17 protein-coding genes are annotated in these 24,394 nt (G+C 60.4%); 10 read left to right on the top strand and 7 right to left on the bottom strand.

Annotation, left to right across the window (positions count from 1 at the left end):
• Positions 1-98 precede the first annotated feature (98 nt).
• On the bottom strand, positions 99-1,265 hold the full coding sequence (locus H7A19_05695) for a DUF418 domain-containing protein (protein MCP5474316.1): 1,167 nt from the start codon (positions 1,263-1,265) through the stop codon (positions 99-101).
• 63 nt (positions 1,266-1,328) lie between these two features.
• Positions 1,329-1,883 (bottom strand): TetR/AcrR family transcriptional regulator, encoded by a 555-nt coding sequence (locus H7A19_05700; protein ID MCP5474317.1) that lies wholly within the window; start codon positions 1,881-1,883, stop codon positions 1,329-1,331.
• Positions 1,884-2,217: 334 nt separating this feature from the next.
• Between H7A19_05700 and H7A19_05705 the strand changes: the two genes are divergently transcribed.
• From H7A19_05705 to H7A19_05720, 4 genes are all read left to right on the top strand, one after another.
• Entirely contained in the window at positions 2,218-3,678 is a 1,461-nt protein-coding gene (locus H7A19_05705; protein ID MCP5474318.1) for a sel1 repeat family protein, read from the top strand.
• A 162-nt stretch (positions 3,679-3,840) separates the two neighbouring features.
• A complete protein-coding gene (locus tag H7A19_05710; protein MCP5474319.1) occupies positions 3,841-4,305 on the top strand; it encodes a hypothetical protein in 465 nt (154 codons plus the stop codon).
• Positions 4,306-5,035: 730 nt separating this feature from the next.
• Positions 5,036-5,290: a hypothetical protein gene (locus H7A19_05715; protein MCP5474320.1), complete on the top strand. Its 255-nt coding sequence runs from the start codon at positions 5,036-5,038 to the stop codon at positions 5,288-5,290.
• A 26-nt stretch (positions 5,291-5,316) separates the two neighbouring features.
• Complete coding sequence (locus H7A19_05720) at positions 5,317-6,777, top strand: hypothetical protein (GenBank protein ID MCP5474321.1); 1,461 nt, start codon at positions 5,317-5,319, stop codon at positions 6,775-6,777.
• Positions 6,778-6,821: 44 nt separating this feature from the next.
• Here H7A19_05720 and H7A19_05725 read toward each other — a convergent pair whose 3' ends face one another.
• Entirely contained in the window at positions 6,822-7,358 is a 537-nt protein-coding gene (locus H7A19_05725) for an RNA polymerase subunit sigma (protein ID MCP5474322.1), read from the bottom strand.
• A gap of 109 nt (positions 7,359-7,467) precedes the next feature.
• Between H7A19_05725 and H7A19_05730 the strand changes: the two genes are divergently transcribed.
• Entirely contained in the window at positions 7,468-10,377 is a 2,910-nt protein-coding gene (locus H7A19_05730) for a serine/threonine protein kinase (GenBank protein ID MCP5474323.1), read from the top strand.
• 436 nt (positions 10,378-10,813) lie between these two features.
• Here H7A19_05730 and H7A19_05735 read toward each other — a convergent pair whose 3' ends face one another.
• Entirely contained in the window at positions 10,814-11,215 is a 402-nt protein-coding gene (locus tag H7A19_05735; protein MCP5474324.1) for a hypothetical protein, read from the bottom strand.
• A 387-nt stretch (positions 11,216-11,602) separates the two neighbouring features.
• The gene (locus H7A19_05740; GenBank protein ID MCP5474325.1) at positions 11,603-12,076 is read right to left on the bottom strand and encodes a hypothetical protein; all 474 of its coding nucleotides are present in this window, start codon (positions 12,074-12,076) and stop codon (positions 11,603-11,605) included.
• A gap of 2,104 nt (positions 12,077-14,180) precedes the next feature.
• Between H7A19_05740 and H7A19_05745 the strand changes: the two genes are divergently transcribed.
• The 3 genes from H7A19_05745 to H7A19_05755 all read left to right on the top strand — a co-directional run bounded on the left by H7A19_05745 (position 14,181) and on the right by H7A19_05755 (position 17,971).
• Positions 14,181-15,245 (top strand): hypothetical protein, encoded by a 1,065-nt coding sequence (locus H7A19_05745; protein MCP5474326.1) that lies wholly within the window; start codon positions 14,181-14,183, stop codon positions 15,243-15,245.
• Between the two features lie 313 nt (positions 15,246-15,558).
• On the top strand, positions 15,559-16,128 hold the full coding sequence (locus tag H7A19_05750; GenBank protein MCP5474327.1) for a hypothetical protein: 570 nt from the start codon (positions 15,559-15,561) through the stop codon (positions 16,126-16,128).
• A gap of 103 nt (positions 16,129-16,231) precedes the next feature.
• A complete protein-coding gene (locus H7A19_05755; GenBank protein ID MCP5474328.1) occupies positions 16,232-17,971 on the top strand; it encodes an AAA family ATPase in 1,740 nt (579 codons plus the stop codon).
• Between the two features lie 720 nt (positions 17,972-18,691).
• Here H7A19_05755 and H7A19_05760 read toward each other — a convergent pair.
• Positions 18,692-19,204: a hypothetical protein gene (locus H7A19_05760; protein MCP5474329.1), complete on the bottom strand. Its 513-nt coding sequence runs from the start codon at positions 19,202-19,204 to the stop codon at positions 18,692-18,694.
• Positions 19,205-19,410: 206 nt separating this feature from the next.
• Complete coding sequence (locus H7A19_05765; GenBank protein MCP5474330.1) at positions 19,411-20,037, bottom strand: CPBP family intramembrane metalloprotease; 627 nt, start codon at positions 20,035-20,037, stop codon at positions 19,411-19,413.
• An 844-nt stretch (positions 20,038-20,881) separates the two neighbouring features.
• Between H7A19_05765 and H7A19_05770 the strand changes: the two genes are divergently transcribed.
• Both H7A19_05770 and H7A19_05775 read left to right on the top strand, forming a co-directional pair.
• Positions 20,882-23,722 (top strand): hypothetical protein, encoded by a 2,841-nt coding sequence (locus tag H7A19_05770; GenBank protein ID MCP5474331.1) that lies wholly within the window; start codon positions 20,882-20,884, stop codon positions 23,720-23,722.
• Between the two features lie 209 nt (positions 23,723-23,931).
• A complete protein-coding gene (locus tag H7A19_05775; protein MCP5474332.1) occupies positions 23,932-24,282 on the top strand; it encodes a DUF2200 domain-containing protein in 351 nt (116 codons plus the stop codon).
• Positions 24,283-24,394: the final 112 nt, after the last annotated feature.

Here is a 24,394-nt window from a genome sequence, read left to right on the forward strand (position 1 = left end):
TGCGTCCATGGTCCATGTGCTGTGTCGGGGTGGCACGATTCCCTCACTGCGCCATTGCCGCAGCGTCTTGGCCGACAGATTCCACCTGGACGAAAGTGTCAGCTCGTCGAGAACCGGATAGACGATGTGCGATGCCTGAGGATGTCGCCATAGCTCAATCGTCGCCACAGCCACTCCACCGGACCGATGCTGAAGCGCGCCAGCCACCAGCGGCTGCTGACCACCTGCAGGGCGAACAGAAGCACGCCCAGCGCCAGCGCCAGGTCGAGCGGCATCCGTCCGTATTGGCCCAGGCCGAAGCCGTAGAAGATCCAGGTGCAGACCAGCGACTGCAGCAGGTACTGGGTCAGCGCCATGCGACCGAGTGGCGCGAACACACCCAGCCACACGCGCCAGCGCGATCGCTGCAGCAGCAACAGGATGCCGGCCGTATAGCCCAGGGTCAGTGCGAACTTGGCGAAAAAAAAGCTCGCCTTGATCAACACCCGCAGCGGCTGCAGTGCAAGCTGATTTGCCCACGCGTGAAGTGCCTCTTGCGGCACCGCGTTGGCCACTAACCCGAAGCTGAAACAGAGCACGAACACCTGCCGCAGCCGGCGCCGGTGTGCGCCTGGCGCCGAAAGCCATCCTGCCTTCCAGGCCGCTACGCCGATGATGAAGAACGGCGCGAGGATGGCGAAGCGATTGGCAATACGCGCTGGACCGATCACATGCAGCGTTTCCCACGATCGGTATTGCAGGGCGTCGAGCCACCCGCCCTGGCCGTAGTGCTGCAGCGCCTGGGAGTAGGTTTGCGCGGGCGGCAAATCTGTTGCCAGCGCCAGCATCGGCGCGGCAATCACCGCCGAGGCGATCAGCACCACCGGGATCGCCCACAGCACCCGGCCAGCCGACAGCCGCAGAAAAGGTAGAACCATCAAACTGATCAGTGCGTAGTCGAGCAGGATGTCGACGTTCCACAGCAAGAACGTGTGCACGCTACCCAGCAGAGCCAGCACCCCGCTGCGACGCAGTGCAAAGGGCCAGCGCGACTGACCCTTGACCGACGCACGCTCGGCCTGGATGGCGAGGCCAGCACCGAACAGGATCGACAGCAGCGCCGCGGCCTTGTTCTCCAATAGCACCCGAACGAGTTCGCCGGCCACGCTACCGAAGTTTCCCGGCGGATAGGCAACTCCTGCCTCCTGTGCCAAATCGGCACCGCAGAAGTAACCGATATTGACCAGCAGCACGCCGAACAAGGCCAGTCCGCGTAGCACATCCAAGTGCAATAACCGTTCGCCAGCAGCGACCGGGTCTTGCGTCACAACTTGCGCAGGCATCACTGCTTACGGCTGCGCGATGCCAAGCACCCGCGCCGCCATACGCTTGGCTCTGGTGGCGGAGCTCGGATTGCCTTCGCGAACCGCGGTAACCACGGCCCCGTCGAACAGCAGCATAAGATCGCCGGCCGCGCTTTCGTCCAGCCTGGCCGCGTGCAACAAGCGGGCGAAGTAGGCCTCGAATCGGCACTTGTGCGCAGCGGCAGCGCGATGCAGCGCGTGGCCGGGCGGTGGCGTCTCGGCGATGGTGTTGAGGAAGGCGCATCCGCGGTAGCCGGGGTTGGCCAAGTGGTTCGCCAGGGCGTCGAACACTGCCAGCGGCCGCAGCTCGGCGTCGGGCGCCAAACGCTCGACCTCCTGCTCGAACCAGGCGCAGAGTCGTTCGTCGCGCCGCTCCAGCACCGCCAAGGCCAGACCTTCCTTCGACCGAAAATGCCGATAGAAGCTCATGCGGGCGACATCCGCGGCGTCGATGATGGCGTCTACGCCGACTGCCTGAATCCCCTGCCGATAGAACAGATCGGTGGCGACGTCGAGGATGCGCTCGCGGACCTTGCTCATGATTACTCCGGCGTTGGAATCGCAGTGAATGATATAGACCGTTCTGTATCATTTCAAGTCGAACGCGGGCGGCGTCGCCCTCCAGCGCACCGGCATCGCTGGGCGGCGTTTGCATGGCCACGACCGGAGGCGGTGCGATAGGTGATCGAACTCATTTGAAGCGCATCCATGCCTTCTCTTCTATCGGCAGTGTCCGACAGGAACACGGCATCGTCCTCGCCTGCGAGGCAGCCATTGCGAGTCGGGGAAGCGCGGAAACGGACGGCCGTTGTCGGGCCCATCGACAAAGGAATATTGTCTCGGGCGGCCCGGTGTCGAGATCGCGAACAACAGCATGAAATACGACGATTCGGAATATTACTTCCTGAACTTCGAGACCGACCGCGACAACGATGATGCGGCCACCCACATCGGCATGTATCTGGCCTGGGCCATGACCCGCGGCCTCGCCGGGGAGGAATTGAACGATCCTGAAGCCACAGCGCTGCTGGGCCAGTTGCGCGCACGCAAGATCACCGGGCGCAGGGTGCTGCTTGACCACTGCGACGGCAAGCTGACCGACGATGATCTCAGCGATGTCGGTAACGCCTTCACCCAGGCCTATTACCAACGCCACTTTGTAAAGGACTATGAGCGGGTGTTCCAGGGGAAATTCCCCGATACCGGTCACCCCACGGCGGATTTCTGCGGCATTCCCGACACCTGGGATCACTTTCAGCAGCTGGCCGCGCTGCTCGACCGGCGCTATGCCCAGTGGCAACAGGCGCGCAAGCCCGGGAATGACTCCGGTGGCGGCAGTGGCGCCGCTGCTGCTGCCGGAACCACGTCCACCGCGGCGAAAGCGGCAGCTGCGCCCACTCAGCCCAGCGCCGATGCCAGCCGGTTATCGCTCGAAGCGCTGAGCCCGCGCAGCCCGGACGAGCTGCGACGACGCGGCGAGAGCGGCGATGCCGAAGCATGGTACGAGTTGGCAGGCCTGCACATCACCGGCGAGGGCGCCGCGCAGGATTTCGCACTGGCCGTGGCTGCCTTCCGGCGCGCTGCCGAGCTGGGCCATGTGCAGTCGGCCTACAATCTGGGCGTGGCTTGTCAGAACGGCGACGGCATGCCCCAGGACCCGCAGCAGGCCCTGCATTGGTTCACCATCGCCGCTGATGCCGGCCACGGATTTTCTGCGCTGATGCTGGCGCAGGCCTACCGAAAGGGTGAGCAGCTACCGCAGGATCTGGCACTGGCCAACGCCCTGTCGATGCTCGCGGTCATGCGTGGCGTGCGCGAAGCCAGGAACTTCGGCATCGTCGCCGGCAATGACTATGCCGAACTGGTCATGGCCATCAAGGAGCCCGGCAGCCTGAGGCCGGTACTCGAGCAGCGCCGCACCCAGGTGCGTCGTGCTGCGCCCGGCTCAGCACCCAGCGGGGCTTTGCCTGATACACCACACGCGAATCGCAACAGCACCAGGCGCATTGGCAATGCCACGGCGCCGACGAGCGCCTCGGGCGCTCCCTCTGTGACCGGCGCCGCTGACAGCATCGGCCTGATCGCCACCGCCATAGGTGCAGTCGCCGTCTTCGTCCTGCTGATGTTCGCCACCAGCCTGTCCACCGCCACTTTCCGAGCCCTGGCTTTTGCCTTTGCCGCGATCGGCGCCTTCGGGGTATTCCGCAGCAGCGGCACCCTCGGGCACGGCACGGCCAAACGCCTGCTGCTGACCCTGCTGGCGGCCATTCCGGCCGGCGGTGCCTTTGTGTGCATGCTGGTCCTGTGGTGGCGATTTCGCCGGTCCCAGGGATGAGCGCAGGCAGACCGGCACAGCTCGATAGCGATGGAGCCTTCGGGCCATGATCGCGCCGCGAGAAGGAGTCACTGCGTCGATGGCGGAAATCCTCGTCGAAGTCGAGCCCGCGAGTGGCCTGTTCCACAACACTTCCCTTCGACTGAAATTGGAGCACAGATCGTGAAAGCCAAGGTGATAGGTCTGATCCTGGTAGCGGCTGCCGCCGGTGGCGCCTGGTATTACACGGGCAGCCTCGATGAGCTTGGCTCGGTCGAAACCGGTCGGCCAGATCATGACCAAAGCGCAACGATTGCCCCTGCACATGCCAATGCCCCTGCACCTGCAGATGACCAAGGTGCTGGAGTCGGCACCACCACCACGCCTCCGTCACCCGAGCCAACGCGCCCCGAGACCCTTGCGGGCGCACGCATCGACGAAATCACACTCGCCGGAATCTTCAGGACCAGGGACGGATTCGTCGCTCAATTCCAGGCGAAGCGATATCAGAAGTCCTTCCTGGCAAAGCAGGGCGACCGGTTGCTGGACGGAGAAGTGAGCGAACTTGGCGAGCGCTCTGTAACCCTCCGTCGAGACCCCGCCGCGGAAGGCGGAGCAGCCCAAAGCGACGTAGTCCTGACCTTATGACGCCGAGTTAAGGCGCAATCGGTGGGTGTGCAGGCTCTGCCAGACGCAAGTTGTGGATGCGTCATTGCGAGCCACCTGTATCTGCCTGAAACTGCCCACGGGCCATGAACCCTCGGCGTCATTGCGAGCGTAGCGAAGCAATCCAGGGATGTGCGGCGCTACCCTGGATTGCTTCGTCGCTGCGCTCCTCGCAATGACGCATCAACAACTTACGATATGGGTTCATGGAGAGCCACCTGTTTCGGCCCGATGCTGCCCACCGGCCATGAACCCGCCGTCGTAGGTCATGTTGTCCGCGTCAGCGGACTACGTGACATCGAATTGCGTCACGTAGCTCGCTACGCGAGCAACGTGACCTACAACAGCAACCCGAAACCCCGGAGGCCTGCGCCGGAATGCGGTTCATGGAGAGAAGCGCAGCAACGAAGCCATCCGGGTAGCGCCGCACACCCCTGGATTGCTTCCCTAGGATCAAGCCCGGGGTCGTAATGACGCTTGGGGTTCATCGCCCGTCGGCAGTGTCGGGCAGACACGGGCAGCTCTCCATGGACCCGTGATGCTCGTTCAGGGTGTTCCTCCAGCGATGGCGAGGACATCACCCGATGGGGCCCGGTCATCCTGCGAGGCCGCCGCAGGTTGCGCGAGTGGTCTGGCTGGCTGACTGCAGGTTCTGTCGCGTTTCGCACTCGGCGCCGTAGATGTATGGGAGTTCCCTAGAGCGACGCCCAACATGCGCCTCCAAATCACACCCCGGATTCTGTGGCGATGTGTCGCCGCGCCAGCGGCGGAGGCGACTGACCGCGAGCTTTTCCGTGCCACCGCATCGATCGAGAACCGTCCGCTCAGCGCGATCGGGCGCCATGCCGCGCTCGGCCAGGTCTTGCGCAAGCACCAGACCAGTTCCACCGACGGTCGCCATGGGCTCAAGGCCAGCGCCGCGACCTGCAGGCCCAGCCTGTTCCGCAACGGCTTTCCAACCCCCTGATTCCCTGGCTTCTCCTGGAGATTCCCATGCGTCTGTCCCCGATCACACCTGCCCTCGCCGGCCCGCACTTCAACGACCGTTCCAACATCGCCATGGCCGCCCTGACCGACGGGTTCCGTCGTATAGCTTCACTTGCGGGCCCCAAGCGGCTCGGCCTGCACAGCCTTGGCGTCGCAGCCTTGATCGCCAGCGCCGCGTGCGCGGCGGAACCGATCGATCTGGACGTCGGGTTTGGCTTGAACGGCACCGTCTACGCACCGAACGATGCCCCGGGCTCTAACAACCAGGACCGCACGGTCGCCATCTTCCCGATCGACTTTGGCGACTACATCGTCGTCGCCGAAACCGCGAACGCATCCGGTGGCGTGAGCCCGACCTTCGTTCGTGTGACACCGACCGGTGTGCAATCACGCAATACCGTCAACCTCAATGTATTGGGTGTCAACGCGGCTTGCCAGGATCCGGCCAGTGGCGGATTCGTGCTCGGCATGCACACGACTTCGTCCCAGGGCAACGGAATCGAGTTCCGAAAGTACAGCGCCGTTGGCGTCCAGGACATGGCCTTCGGCGCGAGCGACGGTCGATTTGCCTACGGCGCAGGTCGCTTCGAACGGGTGGCCGAAATGAACTGCTTCAGTGGCAGATTCAACGCCGCGATGTGGCTCGGAATCACCGACGGCGACTGGACCGGATATCAAATCGTGCAGGGGCCCATGTCCGGGGGCACCCTGGGATTCGCCAGACTGATCTCCCCCTCCGGTTCGCTGACGACCCGGACCTTGGGCAGCGGTGGCAAGGACGACGGGAAAGTGGTTTTCATCAACGAACTCAACGAGGACAACCAGCCCCTGGCGGTGGAGGTGCTGCAGTACGCGACGACACAATTGAATCCTCAGCCGAGCATTGCCACGATCGCGATCGGTCAACATTGCCCCCTGGGCAGCTCGAGTACGGTCGACAAGGCCCACGTTGACAGCCTCGGACGCGTGCATGTTGCGGGCTCATCAACGATCAGCGCCACCCCAGTGGCCAGTGGCAGGAAATTCAACTGGCTGATGCAGTTCAACGTGACGGCCACCGGCACCATTGCCGCGGTTCGCTGTGGCACTCGCACGTTCGCGACATTCAGCTTCGCTTCGATTCCGCCGGTGACGACGAACACCGTCGAAGCCTTCGAATACTCGGGACAGTCCATCTACGTGCTCACCACGCTGGCGACCGGCAACCTGTTCCTCGACACCTCGACTCCGCAACTTCTGCGCTTCCGCGACACCGACCTGGCGGCCGACCTCTCATACCTTCCTGCGCTGATTACCGCCTCCGGCAACACGACACCGATGCATCGCGGCCGCAAACTGCTGCTTGATACGCGCCCCACGATCACGCGACTGCTGATCGCCGGCAACCGGGAATTCCAGGGCACCGACGAGGACCCGTTCGTGCTGCGCATGATCAGAGCGCCGATGTTCGCCAACGGCTTCGAATAGCGGCGGACCCCAGTGGCGCATCGATGGTGCGGCTTGTGATGTGCTCAGACGTTGAGCAGGAACGCCCGCGCCGTGCGCCACTGGCGTTGCACGGTCCGCAGCGACACGCCCTGCAGGGCCGCGACCTCGTGGAGGTCGAGGCCGGAGAACACGCGCAGCGCGACCAGTTCGGCCAGTTCCGGATCGTCGCGTTCGAGCGTGCGCATCGCCGCGTCCCAGTCGACCAGTTCGGTCCAGTCCGCGGAAGCGACCGGTTCGCCGCCGATTTCCGGCATGCCGTCGACGTACAGGCGGATGCGCTCCAGTTCAGCCGCGCGCGAGCGTTGGCGGTCGATCCAGATCTGCTTCATCGCCATTGCGGCGATGCGAAAAAAATGCGCCCGATCGTCGGCGCGCACCACGCTGCCGGCGAGCTTGAGCCAGGTTTCGTTGACCAGCATGGTCGGCGACAGCGTCGCGCGCGAATCGGCGGCGAGTCGGCGCGCCGCAAGCCCGCGCAGTTCGAGCTGGATCGCCGCGAACGCCGCATCGAAAGCGGCGCGGTCGCCGGTGGCGGCGCGGTGGATCAGTTGGGTGATCATGGTCAGGGCTCGGCGGAGCAAGGGCTGGCTTCGGCCACAGCATAGCGGCACAGCAGGCAGGGATTTTCGCTTCGATATTTCAAGTCCGACAGGCTGCTAGCCTACGCCCATGCAAAATCCGCTTCGCGAGCGTTGGCCCGAGGTGAAGGCGCTGTTCGAAGCGGCGTCAGCGCGGCCGCGCGCCGAGCGCACGGCGTGGCTGACGGCGCAGGCGATCGATGAAGCGCTGCGCGCCGCGGTGGTCGCGATGCTGGCCGACGCCGATGCGGATACCTTCGGCGCCGAAACCGGCGATTCCGAGCACGAAACGGCTGAGGGTCGGCACATCGGTCGCTACCGCATCCTGAGCACCCTCGGCCGCGGCGGCATGGGTGTGGTGTATCTCGCCGAGCAAGCCAACCCGCAGCGGTTGGTGGCGCTGAAGTTGCTGGCGGGCGCCAGCGGCGCTGCAGCGCTGGCGCGCTTCCGGCGCGAGGCGGAATTGCTGGCACGGCTGTCTCACCCGGGAATCGCGCGCATCGTCGAGGTCGATGCAGAGACCGACGGTAGGCCGTATCTGGTCATGGAGTACGTCGAAGGCCGCGACCTCGCCACGCATTGCGCCACGCTGTCGCGCGATGAGCGACTGGCGCTGCTGGCGCGCGTGGCCGATGCGGTCGAACATGCGCATGCGCGCGGCGTGGTGCACCGCGATCTCAAGCCCTCGAACATCCTGGTCGATGGCGACGGCCAACCCAGAGTGCTCGACTTCGGCATCGGCCAGATGCTGGGCGAGGGCCATACGCTGACCGAGACCGGGATGCTGCTCGGCACGCCGGCCTACATGAGCCCGGAGCAGGCCAGCGGCAGCGCGCGGCCGGACGCGCGCAGCGATGTCTACGCGCTGGGCGTGATCGCCTATGAGTTGATGACCGACCGCTTGCCGCTGCCGGTGGCGGGACTGACCCCGCTGGAGGCACTGCGACAGGTAGGCGAGGCCACGCCGCCGCCGCTGTCGCGGCTCGATCGCAGCTTGCGCGGCGATCTGGAGGTGATCGTCGAGACCGCGCTGGCGAAGAGTCCGCAGCAGCGCTACGCCAGTGCGGGGCTGCTCGCCGACGATCTGCGGCGCTATCTGGCCGCCGAGCCGATCCGCGCGCGGCGGCCATCGGCGTGGCGGCGCGCAATGCTGTATGCGCGGCGCAAGCCGGCGCAAGTGGCCGCGTTTGCGGTGGCGCTGGGTGGCTTGCTGATCGGCAGCGCACTGGCGCTGATGTTCGGGTTCGGTGCCGCGCGCGATCGCGACCGCGCCGAGGCTGCACTGGCGCAGGCTCGCGGCACGCAGGAGGCGCTGGGCCGCGTGTTCGCGGCCGGCAATCCGGTGATTGCGGGCAAACCGGAGGTGGCGTTCCGGGAGGTGCTGCGCGCGGCGCCGACGCAGCTGGCCGATATGCCGCCGCAGATCCGCCTGCCGGTTCAATACACGGTGGCGCTGGCGCAGGCGCAGATCGGCGACGATCAGGCGGCGATTGATGGCTTTGCAGCGGCGGCGGATATCGCCGCCGAACTCGGTCTTGGGCGGGCTCGCGCACAGGCCGAGCTGCGCCGCCTCATGGTCGCGTTCGAGCATGTGGACATCGCCGAGTCGGCACGCGCGGCCGAGGCGCTGCTGGCTGATCCGCACGTGCTCGCCGACCCGCTGCTCCACGCCGGATCGCTGATCAGCGCTTCGGGGATCGCGACCGCCCAGTTCCGCGATCAAACCGCTGCCGCGCGGCTCGCCGCCGCGCGTGCGCTGTGGCCGCGGGCGACCGCGCTTGCGCCGGCAATCGACGACGCCACGCTGGATGCCGAGATCGAGATCGGCCTGCACCTGACGCAACTTGTTGCGATAGCGACGGGTGGCGCTGGCCCGGATGCACCGCGCCGGCTGGCGGCAGAGGCAAGCGAGGCCTACGCGCGGCTGTCCCTGCGCCTGCCCGCCGATCACCCGGTTCTGGCGGCGCTGCGCGTCGTTGCACAAAACCTGTCCGATGCCCTTGCTGGCCGCTCGGAGTGGCGCGCCAGGCTGCATGCGACGATCGACGAGCAGATCCCGCGCCTTGGATACGCGCATCCCACCATCGCGGCGCAGATCACGACGGGTCTGCAGCTGGCGGGCTTGCAGGGGTTGATCGATCCACCGCTGCAGCGGCAACTGGTCGAGGTGGCGCGCGCGATGCCGCTGGGAAGCCGGCCCCGGCTGCGGCTGATGATGCAGGCGGCACAGCAGAGTGGGTTCCTGGCAGGTGTCGGTGTCACGGCAAACGAGGTCGCGGCAGCGCAAGCCCCAATCTGTGAGGCCGCACGCGGCGTCGTCCAGGACTGCATCTGGGCCGAAGTCAGCATCGCGCAGCTGGAGTTCAACGAGGGGCGCGCGGCTGCCGCGCACGCTCGGCTAGACGCGCTGTACCAACATCGCGCTGAACTTCCCGCGCCGCTGGCGCTGCGGGTCTACATGATCACGTCCTCACTGAACCAACGGGACGGCCGCTACGATCAGGCGATTGCGGCGACTGAGGCCGCCCTCGCCGCAGCATTGGCGGATACCGAACTCACCGAGGCAGGCCGCGACATGACCTTGTTTCGGTTGAGCTGGACTCTCCGCCCCCGTCGCTGTGACCGCGTGCTGGAGATGATCGGGCCGATCGAATCGCGGCTTGCAGCCAATCCAGCGATACCTGGCGACGTGCTGGCGCGCCTGCTGGCGACCTGCGAGGTGCGCGCCGGGCACGATGTCGACAACGCGCTCGCCCGTCTCGCGCCGTGGTGGCAGCGCGCCCAGGATCCGGCAATCGATCGGATGGTGCGCCTGGAGGTCATCAACGCGCACCTTGAGATCTTCGACGTGCTCGGGCGCGATGCCAATTTCGCGCAATGGGCGCGTGAGCTGGCCGCGCTGGAAGCGGCCGGTGTGGAACTGCCCCGGTTGGCGACACGGATGCCCTGGATCATGCGGGCGCGGACCCTGAGCAAAGGCGATCCCAAGGCATCGCGGTGAGGAGCGTCCGAACAACCGTCATTGCGAGCCACTGTGTCGGCCCGACACTGCCCACGGGCCATGAACCCTGGCAGGCACGGAGCGGCTTTGAGGAGGGACGCGCGCCTGCGCGGCCGCTCTTGAACTCCGCTCACCGCACAGCGGCGCCGCAGCGCGGCGCCCTCCACAGCAGCAACCCGACGCCCCGGAGGCGACTCCCCCGCGCTCTTCGCCGTAGGAGCGACCTCGCGTCGCGACCAGCAGCCGCACCCAAGCACAGCGTTCGCGCCGCAAGGGCCCTCCTACCAGCGCACCGGGCCAGGACAAACGACCAACGGAAATCCGATGGCTTGGGGTATGGGTTCATGGAGAGCGCAGCGATTCCCCGGCGCTCTCGGGTGCTGCAGGTGCCGGGGAACGCACCTGCGTGGCGTACACAAGCCGCAGGTTGCGGCGGCTAGCCGCTCCCGACCCGAATCTGCTGACCTCGATTGTCCTGGACGCCCTCGAAGAAGACATCGACCAGGTCGAGCGCGTGGCGGGCGTCAACCAGCGCGTTGTAAACAGCGAGCAAGGCCAGTTCGGTGTAAAGGAAACGGGAGTCGACCGTGCAAGACGAACTGGTCGCCGCTGTTGAGCACAGCATGTACACCTGCAAGGGCGCGAATCGGTCAGTGCAGTCCGCATAGCTGGCCTTGGTGGTAATCACCAAACCACCGAAGCGCCCCAAGCCCTCCGACATGCCGGGTGACAATCGCACGCTGCAGACAGCGCGTTCCAAGGCTATTCCGGCGCTGGCGGGCGGCGCAATTGCAACGAGGGCCAGCACAGTGATGATGAATCGAAAAAACGGGCTCATGGCGGTACCTCCTCAGGGACTGATGGGGCGAGCGAGCCAGGCAGAAGGCGCCTGGTCACTCGTCCACTACAGTCTGAACATCGGACGGCGCGCCGGTTATGCCCGGTGATGCGGCCACTTGTCCGCAGGTTGCGCGCTGGCGTCGAGATCGTGTCTGGTCAGCGCTTCGGTGTCCCTGTGCACGAGCGCGAGTATCGGGCGCGACACTGGAACCCCTGCCCCCAAACAGCCACCCGAACGCGATCATTCTGGCCCAGCCGACGAAAACCGCGCTGTCTGTGAATGGCCCGCGCGTCAAAGCTGCGCCAGCCGCAGCCAGGTCAAATTCCGCCCACAAAAAAACCGCCTTGCGGCGGCCTTCTGTCCTTCAGCGAAGGCGAGTAGCGGCTACGCCACTTTCTTCTCCTCTGCTGCGGATCGACGCGACTTGCTGAAACGCGAACCCAAGGCCTTGCGCATGGGCTCCAGGCCCTCGCTGCGGCCCACCAGTTTGAGCAAGCCATAACCCTGCACCGCTACCGCCATGGCATCACTGCCCAGGGCGAAGTCGGTGTCATTGCCACGCGCCAACAAGCGCGACAACCGAATCAAACGCGGACGCAAACGGTCACGCGCTGCCAGATCGGCAACCGCCTCTGCCACATTCAGGTTAGGCGGAATGATCTGCGGATTCTCACTCAACATCTGCAGTGCCTGACGGCAGAAGGACTCAGACTTCTCACCCAGCTTGGCTGCACGCAGCTTGCTGGAAGAAGTGAGAGCCACCAAACCCGAAAGCTGGGTCTCCAGCTCGGTCAAGGCGGAATCGATGGCGTTCAACTGCGCATCGCTGAGGTTCAAGGTAGCAAGGTTCTGATTCATCGTTTCATTCTCCATATCGATCAATGACCCACCCGACGCCCTCGCCGGACAGGTGTGCCACTCGGCACGAGAAGCATTTGACACCCCGCCAATCTCACAGGCTGAGACGCAACCGAACAAAGTGCAACAAACTGTCTCGCGTGATCCCGACCGCCAAAACCGCCCAGCACGCCCGAGCCGACCATCGCGCCGCGCCCACTCGCAGCACACAGCGACGCGCCCAGCGACCAAGTCGATCCATGATTTCAACGCATCGATCCGTGACGGAGATACACGCATGCACCTCCAAGGTGCACCGATCACCCCCCGCCATACAACGATGCATGTGCGCGAACACATGCGTGCATCCCCAGCGATTGACCGACAACGGGAATCCATACAACGATGCACGTTTCGCCAACACGCGTGCACCACAGCGATTCACGGCTGACGTGCGCAGGGTTCATCGATCAGTGCCGGGCGATACAACGCTGCATCCAAAACGCACATGCGTGAGTGTGGCTGCACAACGACCGTTGCGACAGCAGCGGTGGCGGTTGGCGGGAAACGTCACCTGCTGGATCCCAGTGAGCACGTCGAAGCCAAACGTCGCTACTCAGCGCCGCTGGCACCACCGATCCCGCACCTGACCCAACCCATCTTGGGCAGGTAGCCGACGCCGGCAAGACTAGGCACCCACCAGCCGATTCAGCCCGGCTGCAAGCTCAACCATGCCAGCCCTAGACCCCAACGCACGGCGATTCGCGCAAACAACTGCCTACGCGCACGAAGGCCTATACCGTTCGTCGGGAAGTTGCGGAACAGCTGAGACGACTCACGCCCCCGCGACCTCCTGCCTCACATCAAAACTACCCTTCATCCCAAGTCAATGAAGCAAACGCTGATGTCAGCCGATACCCGTCAAGCCGCGCGAACGGCATTGAGTGTCCCAGTTTCGTACCGCGTCCGACGTGGAGCAGTAGAAATGTGGCGATGCCGACAGAGCAGACATTCGCGAAAATGCAATGTGCCATCCGAGGGCAATTCACTAATGAGGTCAAGCGCAACTTTTACGCGGACAAACTGAAACATGATTATTATTAGCATTAATATTGGAGGTACGGGCGTGCCCTCTCATGCTATTGCGGCACTATCGGGAGACCGGAAACAAATACCAAATAAAAGCGAAGAACAAGTCCTATCGGCGGTCGTTCTTACGTTTGTCTCGAGCGGCATTATTACGGCAAAATGGGCCAAGAAGGTGCAGTCGTATCAGGAGTTGGAACTCAGGATTTATGAGACACACGAAAGGTGGGACAAAAAGGCAGGTCCACTCTCTGCAACAATCAAGGGCACGCGAAATCAGTCAAGAAACGTTTCGCGAACGTGCCGAGAAAATATTAGCGAGAAAGCTTCCCCGCATGTTTGTTGTAATGCAAACCCGAGGCAAAAAACACGGCTCACAAGGACACCAAGTGATCTCCCGCGAGTTTGATGAACGATTCGTGGCAATCGAGCAAACGGTCGCAGATGCAGGCGGAGTCTCCATACGATTTGACCAAGAGGACGCCCACGAAGATCTAGTCGGAAGAATCAGGAAAGAACTTGGACTCGCTACATTCGTAATCGCCGACCTCACTGACGAGCGCTAGTCTTGCTATTTTCAGGCGGGATACGCGGAGGCAATGCCGCGGCCCGTCATATAGGCAGCAAGTAAAGAAAGCGTTAGGAAACCTGGAACGCACACCAAAGTTTATTTTGACATCCCCATGAACGTAAACTTTTTTAGTAAACATCAGGAACTGCAGGAGAAGCTCAGTACTGCGATCAAGAAGAATCGCGAACACCTCTTCATATCGCGCACATCCAAGGAAAGCTGACCATGAAGTCAAAGCCCGCAAGATTCGGGACCTACGATTAGGATCACCTGAGTAATGCGCGACAATCAAACAAACTGTGTAACGTGTAATAACCGAGGATCCGGAGCGCGCTGTGACTCGGATCTACCTTCATGATCCGAATCCCGTTGTCCGATCGACCCGGTTTGTTGCGCGCACCGAACCACACAAAAATTGCCAAATCTAAGCGGACCCACCGAACAACTATCCAATTTGCAGAGAACACGATGAGTAGATATGTCAGTAAGGCCCTAGTCGATTGGAGTGGATTCGGAAAAACAATTGGAGATGTGCAAGGCAGTTTCTCTTTGCTCGAGTTTTTAGATTTCTGCACAGTTCTTGAAGGGATTATTTTGTATGACGAATTGGTTCCCATAGGAAACAAGCTCAAAGGCAAATGGGAGCAAGAAGTACGACTATTGACAGCAGCTGGGGTAATATCCAAACAAGAAGTCAACAGTCAACCGGCGGACGTCGGTCCAAGGCCGGAAGCAACACATGCAACAAAGTACGTCCCCAGAAATCCACAAATGGCAAAGTCTACACTCATCGATTCATGGTTCGAAACAGCCCGCCTGATAGGCGCAGAGGAACAAACGGGACTTTCCTCATTACCCCTATTGCGCCAGCGACATATCTACGAAAAATATGCATGTGTAAAGGAGGAGCACACGTTTTGCAATCTTATTCTTCAGCACAAGAATCTTTCACACGTACTTCAGCAACTTAGGCGGAGCCACAGACTCGCGCTAGCACCATACTATACCGTCCCTATTCCACCTGTGCCTCTGATGGTTTTAGAGCGGAGCACACGAAAAGAGGATTTCCTAAAAAATGCACTTGAAGTTAGAGATGAATTCTCTCCTCTTCGATCTGCGCTTACGGAGTTAAGAGCATTTCTTGACAATCCAAATGAGCAGCTTATTGAAAAAGTTAGATACAGAAACTCGTGGAAGAAAGCATGGGGAACCCTGGGCAAATACAAAGAGTCATTATTTTCAATTGATCTTGCAGATGCCTCGAAAGATAAAATTAGTATCGAGCGATCTTTAGATGGCATCGCGCTGGATTCCATAAGCCTCACAAAAATACTGGAAAAATTGATAGCTGAAGCTAGCGCGCAGTATCATCAAAGAAGGGTACGAATATTGCATAGAGCAGCGCAAAATTACATTGCCACCTCCGACGGGCATATTAACCGCCATGTCGCGAGACTCTATAATTGCGAAATCAATAACAATGGCTTCGAATATCTAAAGCAATTCGGCATTGATGCAAACGTGAATGTGTGAGAATGCGTTGCATCAACGGGAAGGATGGGTTCCTGACGGGGCGGAACCCCCGTGGCTTCATCGTACGGATTCAACTTCCTAGCGCGAACTGGAACAGATTTGGCCCTGAGAAATCACCGATGCCGAATCTGCTCTGCCGGGAATTCCGTATACGTAGCCTTTCATCGGTACCATCCATCTCAGCGCGAACTTTGTTGTCAACTGGTTGAAACACCTAAGATGCGCAGTGAAGCCAATTTTACTACGAGCCCCTTGCCCAACCAGCTTAAGACACCCCAACGAAATAATGTGGCGCTACGCGAGGAAAAGACAGATGAAATACCGACCTCATGACATCGTTCTACACGTCCGCCTAGCATGCGATGAAGGCACCGAAAGCCTGAATTTTCGTGATGCATTAGACCTAATTGAAAACGTGCTCTACAATTCCGATCGAAGAGACATTGAGCAAGCGTCACAATCGCTTCGTATTCCGCCAATCATCGCCGATGCTGCTAAGGAACGAATACGAAACCTGAGACACGAGCGACTGCGTATCACGAATGTATCAACAGGCTCTATTGTATTGGAAGGCACAATAGCGGCCGCTGCACTATTTGTACTCAAAAAGACCATCATGGATCCGTTTGGAGATGCCTATCGGAAGTCCAGACTATATGGCGAACTTTCAAACTTCTTTAGACAAATCATCGACGAAAAGACTTTGTTTATTTCAGAGAAGTTGAGGGAGATGAGCCACAAAAACGGCTATGTGCCAGAGGTAAGGCATGAAATCAAATCTCCCGACATTCCGCGTCACATATTCATTGAACTTAGGCGAGATGATGAAACAAAGCGCCGGAGAATCCCTTCTTTGGGAGAGGAACTGGACAAAAATCCTTAACACACGCACAAGGCATGTAAACCTGCGGAAGATGCGTTAACCGAACGTGCGCAACGTCCGTCAATCGGGCAGGATGTCGTAGACGAAGCGGGCAACATCACTCGTGATGATCAGGATCACGAATTTTCCAACCTTCAACGCTGCAAAGCGTGAGCAACTAGACAAGAGAGAAAAATTGAAGCCTTCTGCATCCATCGAATCAATCGAATTTTCCGGCGGCCATGCTTTTAAATTGGGCCCGAAGGAAAAAGTGATTATAGTCGGTCCAAACAATAGCGGAAAATCCCAATCACTTAGGGAAATAATAGCACTCGCCAGGAGTGGAAAAAAGGAAAGGCCGCTAGTAGTTTCCGAATTAAGACTGTTTAAGTCCGGGACAAAAGAGGAATTAAAACGATTCTTGGAAAGAAACGGGACATATCTAAGGGGCGTATATCAATATACCGACTGGTCAGTTGCTGAAAACCACATTGAATTCTGGAGCCAGCCCGATCTTCAACACACGCTGGTGGACGGTTTTTTCAAAAAGATTGCGGCGGATGATCGACTGAAGGTGTGTGAACAGCAAGGCAGCATTGCGCCTGGAGACCAAAAATCGAAGCCACAGCACATTCTGTATGATGACGAAGCACTGATGTCCAGAATTAGCGCGTTGTTTAAGCGCGCATTTGGAAAGGATCTCATGTTTGACTTCCGAGGTGGAAGTCGTCTCCCAATTCATGTGGGAGAGATTCCGGGTCCTGGCGTGGGCATCGATCGGGTGAGTAACGCGTATGTCGCGGCTGTTCGGGAGAACCCACTCCTTGACAAGCAAGGCGACGGAATGAAGAGCTACGCTGGAATCCTGTTTGAAGCCGTTGTCGCTAATAGGAACGTTACTTTGATTGATGAGCCGGAGGCCTTCCTGCATCCGCCCCAAATGCGAAGATTGGGCGAGACGCTGGCCTCCGAAGTCGATGGTCAGTTACTCGTGGCAACGCACAGTAGTGACATTTTGCGTGGATTCTTGGAGGGAACAAAGGGCAACGTAAGGATATTGCGCATCCGCCGAGAGGGTAGCGTCAATTTGGTGGCCGAGGCAGAACCAACGGTGATCCGGGAACTTTGGGAGAAGCCGGAGCTGCGTTATTCCAACGCACTAGAAGGGATATTTCATGAACAAACAATAATCTGCGAGGACGATAGTGACTGCAGGTTAATAAACTCAGTTGCGGATCACTTGGCATCCGGGGATACAAAGCAATGGGAAGATACTGCCTACGTGCCAACTGGGGGCAAACATGGAGTTCCGAAGGTCGCAACCGTGTTGCGCCGAATCGGTGTTCCAGTAAAAGCTGTGTTTGACCTCGACTTTTTGGCCGAACGGTCATTGGTTGAGTCAACGGTTGAAGCATTCGGGGGCCGCTGGGAAGATGTGGAAAAACTTTGGTCGAGAGTGGACTCTGCAGTGAGGAAGGGTATTAAAGCAAAAGACAATCCCGAGATAAAGAAGGAAATTATAGGCATACTTGGGAGTATCGATGAAAACGAGCTTCCGAAAAGTGACATCATCGAGGCACTGAAACAGGGCAAACCTTGGGCAGAGGTGAAGAGGTTCGGAACGCGTGCAATTCCAAAGGGAGATGCTCAACAGAGTTACAACGCGCTGAGGGATATTCTTGAGGGAGTCGGAATCTATCTTATCCCCGTAGGTGAAATAGAAGCGTTTTGTCCCCAGATTGGTTCTCACGGTCCGAAATTTGTTACGAAGCTGTTGGCTAGTGTTCCGCTCGGTGATGAACGACTTAGTGAATTGCGAGCTTTCGTTGAACGCGTGCACCTGGGAAAACACGGACAATTATGATCATTGAAAACGCACCCTATGCGCGGTTCGGCGAAATCTAACTATGCATTCAAGCCGACTGCGGATCGAGCTCTTCGCACAAACCAGCTGCCGCGCCGCGGCGGATTAATGCGGCGTTAAGCAGAAGGAGAATATTGTGGCGAACTCAGAAAATCTCTGGTTGCAATGGCCTACGTATTTGGCGTGGGGCGCTCTATCGCGTTCTATGAACATCTTGGATTCACTGCAACCAACTCTCATTCTCCGGAGGATGGAGCTGATCCCGTGTGGGCTCATATGGATTCAGGTAATGCGCATCTAACGCTGGCTAAGGCTTCCGATCCCATCGATCCAATGCAACAAGCCATCCTCTTCTATTTGTACTTTGAGAACATTCAGGCTGCACATACGGAGTTCAAGAATAAGGGCTTGCCCGTCGGAGAGATTGCGTACCCGTTCTATTGCCCTCAGGGAGAATTTCGCCTCACGGATCCCGATGGCTATTGTCTTATGCTCACACACGTTTAGGCTGCTGCCTAACAATTCGTTCAAGCCGAGACCGATTCGCGGCTCGGGTAACGCGGTATCGTGTACCACTTCGCCAAGCCGCTGCGCGGTCCGGCCTAACTCAACCCGCGTAAGGTGCGGTAGCTGAGTAGGATGACGGTGAGCGCAGCGAACCGCATCTGTCGCGATGATCAAAATCACGTTTTCTAGATTGTTGCACCTCACGCGCGTTTGCTAGGAGTCCGGATGCTCCAAGGTAGCGGAAGCTTCCACTACACGCTCACAGGAGCCGATAAAGAATACCCCGGCGATAAATGCCATGAGTGTCCCCAAGGCAAGAGCAAGGAGCAATGAAGGGGAACTGGTTGCTAGCCTTTCGCTGTAACCGGCAAAAGTGTTTCTTGGGCTGACAAAAGCATTAAGTGCAAAACATGACACAGTTGATATCCAAGTGGCAAGACAGCAAAACATGAATCCTGCAGCCTTGTAGTCTTTGCACTTTTCGCCAAAATATGGAGCCAACACGTGGATTAAAATGAATAGTGGCACAAAATATGTGGCAGCAATTCCAAGCGATGACGGCCAGTCTTTTGGATTTGTAAGGGTCATGATCGCCACAGGGAATCCGATGAAGAAAGCCGATACTGCGCCGAGAGACCAGGCGGCCGCTCGTCGATACTGTGGCGACAGATTAACGAAACCGCTAAGCGGCGGGCTTCTTGTCTTATTTGATTGCTCTGATGTCATTTCACAGTCGCGATGATCGGAATCACGTTCTCTCGATCGATTCGGTTCCCTTTGCTCGCCGTCATCCTGCTCGTCGTCTGCGGTTTTTCGCGAATGTGGGCGGGCGCTGGGAGGCGGTCAGTCAAGGAGGCTGCGGCCGAGCAGCGGTTTTCGTGCGCGCTTGCCGGTCGATCGATGCTGCACTCCGATTTCTGTTCATGCAGCCGCTACACCGCCAGCGCCGGCAACACATGCAGCACGATGTCGGCCGAGAAGTGGGCGATCATCGCTGCGAGCAATCCGCGTCGCCAGTAGCACCACCCGTACAGAACGCCGACCGACACATTGCCCAGCACCGTTGACGCCACAGCAACCGGCGATGCGGCACCAAAGGCAACCATTTGCGGGACGTGCGCCAGCCCGAAGCCAAACGCGGCGATGATGATCACGCTCCAGACGGCGACGCTGGACGGCTTGCGCTTGCCGGCAAGACGGGTCACTGCCCATACCAGCAAGGTCATCAAACCCAGCCGAAACCAGACCTCTTCGCCGACGGCCGCGCCGAATGACACCGCGAGTCCACCCAGGACACCGCGGAAGCCCGGTTCGGGCAGAGCGGCTGGCAGATAGGGTTGGGCCGCGTAGCGTACGGACAGGAAGATGGCACCCAGCAGCGCTCCGGCAGTTCCCGCCACAACCCAGTCGCGAGCGAGCGCCCGCATCGCGCCGGGCTGACGCGCCAACAGGGCTGCGAATCGCGGTGCGCCCAGACCAAGCGCAGGCCCCAGTCGCAGCCCAATCCACAACGCAGGAAGGGTGAGCACGCTCAGGAACAGCAGGCTGGGCAGCAGCATCGTAGCGAAGTCGTGCTCCGGCTGTATCCGCCCAAACGCCAGACTGGTGAACTGCGCCGCGAGCGTCAACACGTACAGAACGAGAAGCAGGATCCATTGCCAGCGACTTGCGCCTGGTGGTTCAACAGGGCGCTGCGCTGTCGCCCGATCTGGACCGCCAAGCTCAAGGATAGGTCCGTTCAAGACTGCTCTCCCGCTTCGTGATCGGCATTGAACGCGATCCCCGGAATCGATCTCAAGCGCCAATCGTCATGCGATCAACATGACTTGGCTTCGGACGATCGAGCCGACAGCCAACCCGCGCAAGGTGCGATCACCGAATGGGATGACGGTGAACGCGTCTGGTGGGTTCTCGGCAGAGTGGAACCCGCGCAGCCTGGTCGTGCGGATTCCACTGCTTGCCGCGAAGGGGGCCTGACCTGGCCTTGTGGCTACACCGATGGTGGAATCCGCCGGTGGGTGGTGTAGCGCGGTTGGGATTTCATCGTGGATGGGTCGCCCTTTCGACGACCTGTCGAACCGCCCGGTTGAGAGTGAATTGTGCACGCCAACTGGGTGCTCGGCGGATCGAAATCGCGCATGCCGCGACAGCGCATCTTCCAGATCCTATGCTCGAACGATTGACCTCGGGATCGTCAGTAGCGCAATGGAAGGGATGCGGATCAGATTGGGATTCCTGTGGGTCGTTGCGCTGACGTGCAGAGCCGCCTTCGCGGATAGCGCCGTCGTTTGGCGCCACGAGCCGACAGTGTCGCTGGCGCCGGACGCGTGCGTTGAATTCGGACGAGTTACTTCGCCCTTCGCTACGGAATCGGTGCTTTGCCCAGATCCTCAGGGCGCTCTGGTGATCCAGGGCGCCACGCCGTTTCCGACATTGCTGGCGCAAACCTCCGCGCACGGGGGTCTGGTTCGCTACTCGGCGGGTGTGCCGTCGACCTCAATACCGATGCCATTCATGGCGCAACCGCTCGCGGCGCGTCAGTTGGCTGATGGGTCGACGGCCATCCTGAGTGTCGATCTCGAGCTGCAACCGTCGAGTTCCGGACTCTTTCGTGCGCATCTATCACTGATGGACATCCAGGGAGCGTTGCGCTGGACGATCCCGATCGGCGGCCTGCGCACGCAGTCCGATCGCGCCGCACGGGCGGGTTTCGTCGCCGAACTGAGCGCCGGCGGCGATCTGGTTGCGCTCGTGAACAACGGCTGGCTGCAGGCGGTTCGGGTGCGCCGCAGCGATGGACGAATCGAGGCCTACGCTGAAACGTCTGGGGCAGACTTGGGTTCGGAGGGGCTCGTCAACCAACCCGCCGGAATCTACTCGAGCGTGCCATTCACCGCCTGGATCGGCCAGGACAACGTGTATGTCGCGAATGACTACGCGTTGCAGACGCTGAATTCGACCGATATGCAGACCCGCGCCTATATGCCCTGGCGGGATCTGTTTGCCGATTCTTCCATCGTTGCCCGAGCGTTTCAGCCGGCCGCTACGTCGGACGGCCTGTTCGTGCTCGTGGACCGACTCAGCGCGATTCCGCCCTTTCACGACTGCCAGTTGCTCCGAGTTTCGGCCACGGGCCAAGTAGTCTGGGACACACTGATTTCCGACTGCACCCCGGATGGGTTTCTGGAAATGGCGGGACCGGAACGCCTGGTCTTTACCGGCCACAAGTCTGGTCCTGTCCAGATCATGGCCATCGCCGATGTGCAAGCTGGCGCGATTGAACGGGAGATCCCCTTGACGGCGATCCCCAAACGCCTGGCGAGCACCGGCAGCGTGGCCGCTTACCTCAGCCAAGGACCCGAGGTCGGTCAGGTGCAAGTGACCGGGCTGAGGCTCGCAGATGGAGCTCAGCTCTACCGGCAAGGTTTCGACTTTCCAAGCGATGTCGACGAGTCGTTTCCGGCGAGAGCGCAGCTTCCGAACTTGATCAGTGACGGCACCAGTGTATTCGCGGTCCAGTATGGCCGTTCGGATCGATTTCGTTCACTGGGCTTTGTCGCGCACGTTATCGATGCGAATACCGGCGCCGCCAGCGATCCGATCGAACCCAACAACATCGATGTTTCCGCGGATGTCTCGATTCTCGGCAGATCCGGGAAGGGTTTGATTCTCGGCACCACCTTGACCCCCAAACTGCCCTGGCAGGGTCGTATCGAAGGCGTCGACGGCGCAACGGGGGAGCGGATCTGGGCACGCAATGTGGCTGCACAATCGCCTGATTCGTTTCCGAACTTCCAGGTCAATGACCAGCGTGTGCTGATTGCGGAAGGCGAGCGCCTGACGGCGCCGGAACGCTGGCGCTTGCGAGCGCAGGTCGTCGATGCGCTGACCGGCGCCGATGTTCTTCTGGATACGCGCGAGCTGTCGCCGCCACCGCCGACCTTCAGCTCAACGAGCTTTCTCGGCGTCACGCTCACCCCTGAAAATTACCTGATCTATGCGGCCTCCAATTCGGGCGGCATGCATGCCATCGGTCTTGCACCCAGCGGGCAACCGGCTTGGGACGTCGTGCATGCAGACGTCAGCGTGCTCACCCGAACCGACAGAGGTCGCCAGCTGGTAGTCATCAACCCAACACCTGGAGAAGCGTCGCTCGCCGCCGTGAACGCCGTCGATGGCAGCCTGATCCAACTCGGCGCCTGGCAGGGTGATGCGAGCATCAATGTTGCTAGCGACGTGGGTGTCGATCATCGGGATCTCTGGATGATCACCGTCCGTCGCAATCCGAGCGGCGTCTACATCTTTACGGTTCAACGGCGAACGCCAGGGCACGGATTGGTTTGGTCTCGCGAAATTGTCAGCACCACGCCCAATCCGGCGATCGTGTTCGCGAACGCCGAGCTGGAGGATGGATCGCTCGCATTCACCTTGCGCAATGTCCTGTCGTCGAGCAGCAACACCGTCGCGCGTACACTGCGCCTGGACGGCGCGACCGGTGCAACCGTCTGGGACCAGTCCCAGTCCTTTGCCCCGCGCACCAGCACTGGTTGCAGACAGTTCTCGATGGCCTCGAACGGCGACCTGTTGTGCGCCGAAAGCTACGGGGAAGTTGCACTGGAGTTCTCCGCCGTCGCCAACGCGCAAACCTATGTGCGCCGCATGAACCCGACCACGGGCGAGCTCCGCGGGGTGCATTGGCTCGCCATCGAATCTGACACCTTGCGTGGTTTGTTTCGCGAGGACGGCCCGTCCACCCGCAGCTTTCGCGCCGAGGGCGAGCTGGGATTCGCGTTCACCGGGCCTGCAGCTGGCGCACGTCCGTACACGACCGCGGCCGTCGGACGCATTCGCGAACCCATCGACAGCATCAGCGGAGACCTGCGTGTCACCGGCGCCCCCGCTGCGAACGGAGCCCGCTTTCGATTGCACAATGAATCGAACGCGCTCGCAGCCGATGTTCAATGGACGGTGGACGTGTCTGGGCAGGGCGCTATCGAATCCATCGACTGCAGCCCCGAAATGATGGCCGGCGCGCAGATCCGTGTTTACGGCGCCCGCGGGGCATTCGATCTCGAACCGGGCGCCACGACCGAATGCGTCGTGCACTGGCTTCAGTCAGTGCCTGGCGAAATGCGCAAGGCCAGCCTTTACGCTTGGCCCGCCTTTGACTATCTGGACCGCGATCCCGGAAACAACGTCGCCGTCGCCGTTGGTGCGGAACTGTTCATGGATGACTTTGAGTGAGCCAGACCAGCGATCTGTCGCGGAGGACACCCGCTTGAGCCCTGAACGTACAAGGTGGGTTCTCGGCAGGATGTACGGCAGGACACTTGGGCCTGTGCAACGCTGTTGTCTATCATTCTCCGCCAGGGCCAATCGCCTTGCCGTCGCGCACGGCAGAACTCGAACCCTGGGCCTCGCAGCAACTCCCTCTGGTCTGCCGAAGCAGCGTCATGTCCGAGCACCGAATCTTCAAGACTGCCTTCGCCTCTGTGTACCCGATGTACGTGCAGAAGGCCGAACGGAAGGGTCGATCCCAGGACGAAGTCGATGAAGTGATCTGCTGGCTGACCGGCTACGACCGAGCAGGTCTGCGTAAGCAGATTGAAGGGAAGGCAGACATCAGGGCCTTCTTCAGCGACGCTCCGGCCATGAACCCGAACTGCCACTTGATCACTGGCGTTGTCTGTGGCGTTCGTGTCGAAGAAGTCGAAGACCCACTCATGAAGAAGATCCGCATGCTGGACAAGCTCGTGGATGAATTGGCCAAAGGCAAGACCATGGACAAGGTGCTCCGCAGCTGAGCAGTTGCGAGGAGCCGTGGTACTCGTGGACTGCGGCTGTTCGCGAACGCGGGTGAGCTCCTGGCGTGGCGTACTGCCCCAGTCGATTCCGCACAATCCCTTTTCGACGTGT

The organism is Rhodanobacteraceae bacterium (assembly GCA_024234055.1).
Classification (GTDB): Bacteria; Pseudomonadota; Gammaproteobacteria; order Xanthomonadales; family SZUA-5; genus JADKFD01.

Excerpts from the sequence above, each read along its gene's own strand:
- H7A19_05700 (MCP5474317.1), bottom strand. The coding sequence starts at position 1,883 with ATGAGCAAGGTCCGCGAGCGCATCCTCGACGTCGCCACCGATCTGTTC.
- H7A19_05705 (MCP5474318.1), top strand. The coding sequence starts at position 2,218 with ATGAAATACGACGATTCGGAATATTACTTCCTGAACTTCGAGACCGAC.
- H7A19_05715 (MCP5474320.1), top strand. The coding sequence starts at position 5,036 with ATGCGCCTCCAAATCACACCCCGGATTCTGTGGCGATGTGTCGCCGCG.
- H7A19_05720 (MCP5474321.1), top strand. The coding sequence starts at position 5,317 with ATGCGTCTGTCCCCGATCACACCTGCCCTCGCCGGCCCGCACTTCAAC.
- H7A19_05725 (MCP5474322.1), bottom strand. The coding sequence starts at position 7,358 with ATGATCACCCAACTGATCCACCGCGCCGCCACCGGCGACCGCGCCGCT.
- H7A19_05730 (MCP5474323.1), top strand. The coding sequence starts at position 7,468 with ATGCAAAATCCGCTTCGCGAGCGTTGGCCCGAGGTGAAGGCGCTGTTC.
- H7A19_05735 (MCP5474324.1), bottom strand. The coding sequence starts at position 11,215 with ATGAGCCCGTTTTTTCGATTCATCATCACTGTGCTGGCCCTCGTTGCA.
- H7A19_05740 (MCP5474325.1), bottom strand. The coding sequence starts at position 12,076 with ATGAATCAGAACCTTGCTACCTTGAACCTCAGCGATGCGCAGTTGAAC.
- H7A19_05745 (MCP5474326.1), top strand. The coding sequence starts at position 14,181 with ATGAGTAGATATGTCAGTAAGGCCCTAGTCGATTGGAGTGGATTCGGA.
- H7A19_05750 (MCP5474327.1), top strand. The coding sequence starts at position 15,559 with ATGAAATACCGACCTCATGACATCGTTCTACACGTCCGCCTAGCATGC.
- H7A19_05760 (MCP5474329.1), bottom strand. The coding sequence starts at position 19,204 with ATGACATCAGAGCAATCAAATAAGACAAGAAGCCCGCCGCTTAGCGGT.
- H7A19_05765 (MCP5474330.1), bottom strand. The coding sequence starts at position 20,037 with ATGCTGCTGCCCAGCCTGCTGTTCCTGAGCGTGCTCACCCTTCCTGCG.
- H7A19_05775 (MCP5474332.1), top strand. The coding sequence starts at position 23,932 with ATGTCCGAGCACCGAATCTTCAAGACTGCCTTCGCCTCTGTGTACCCG.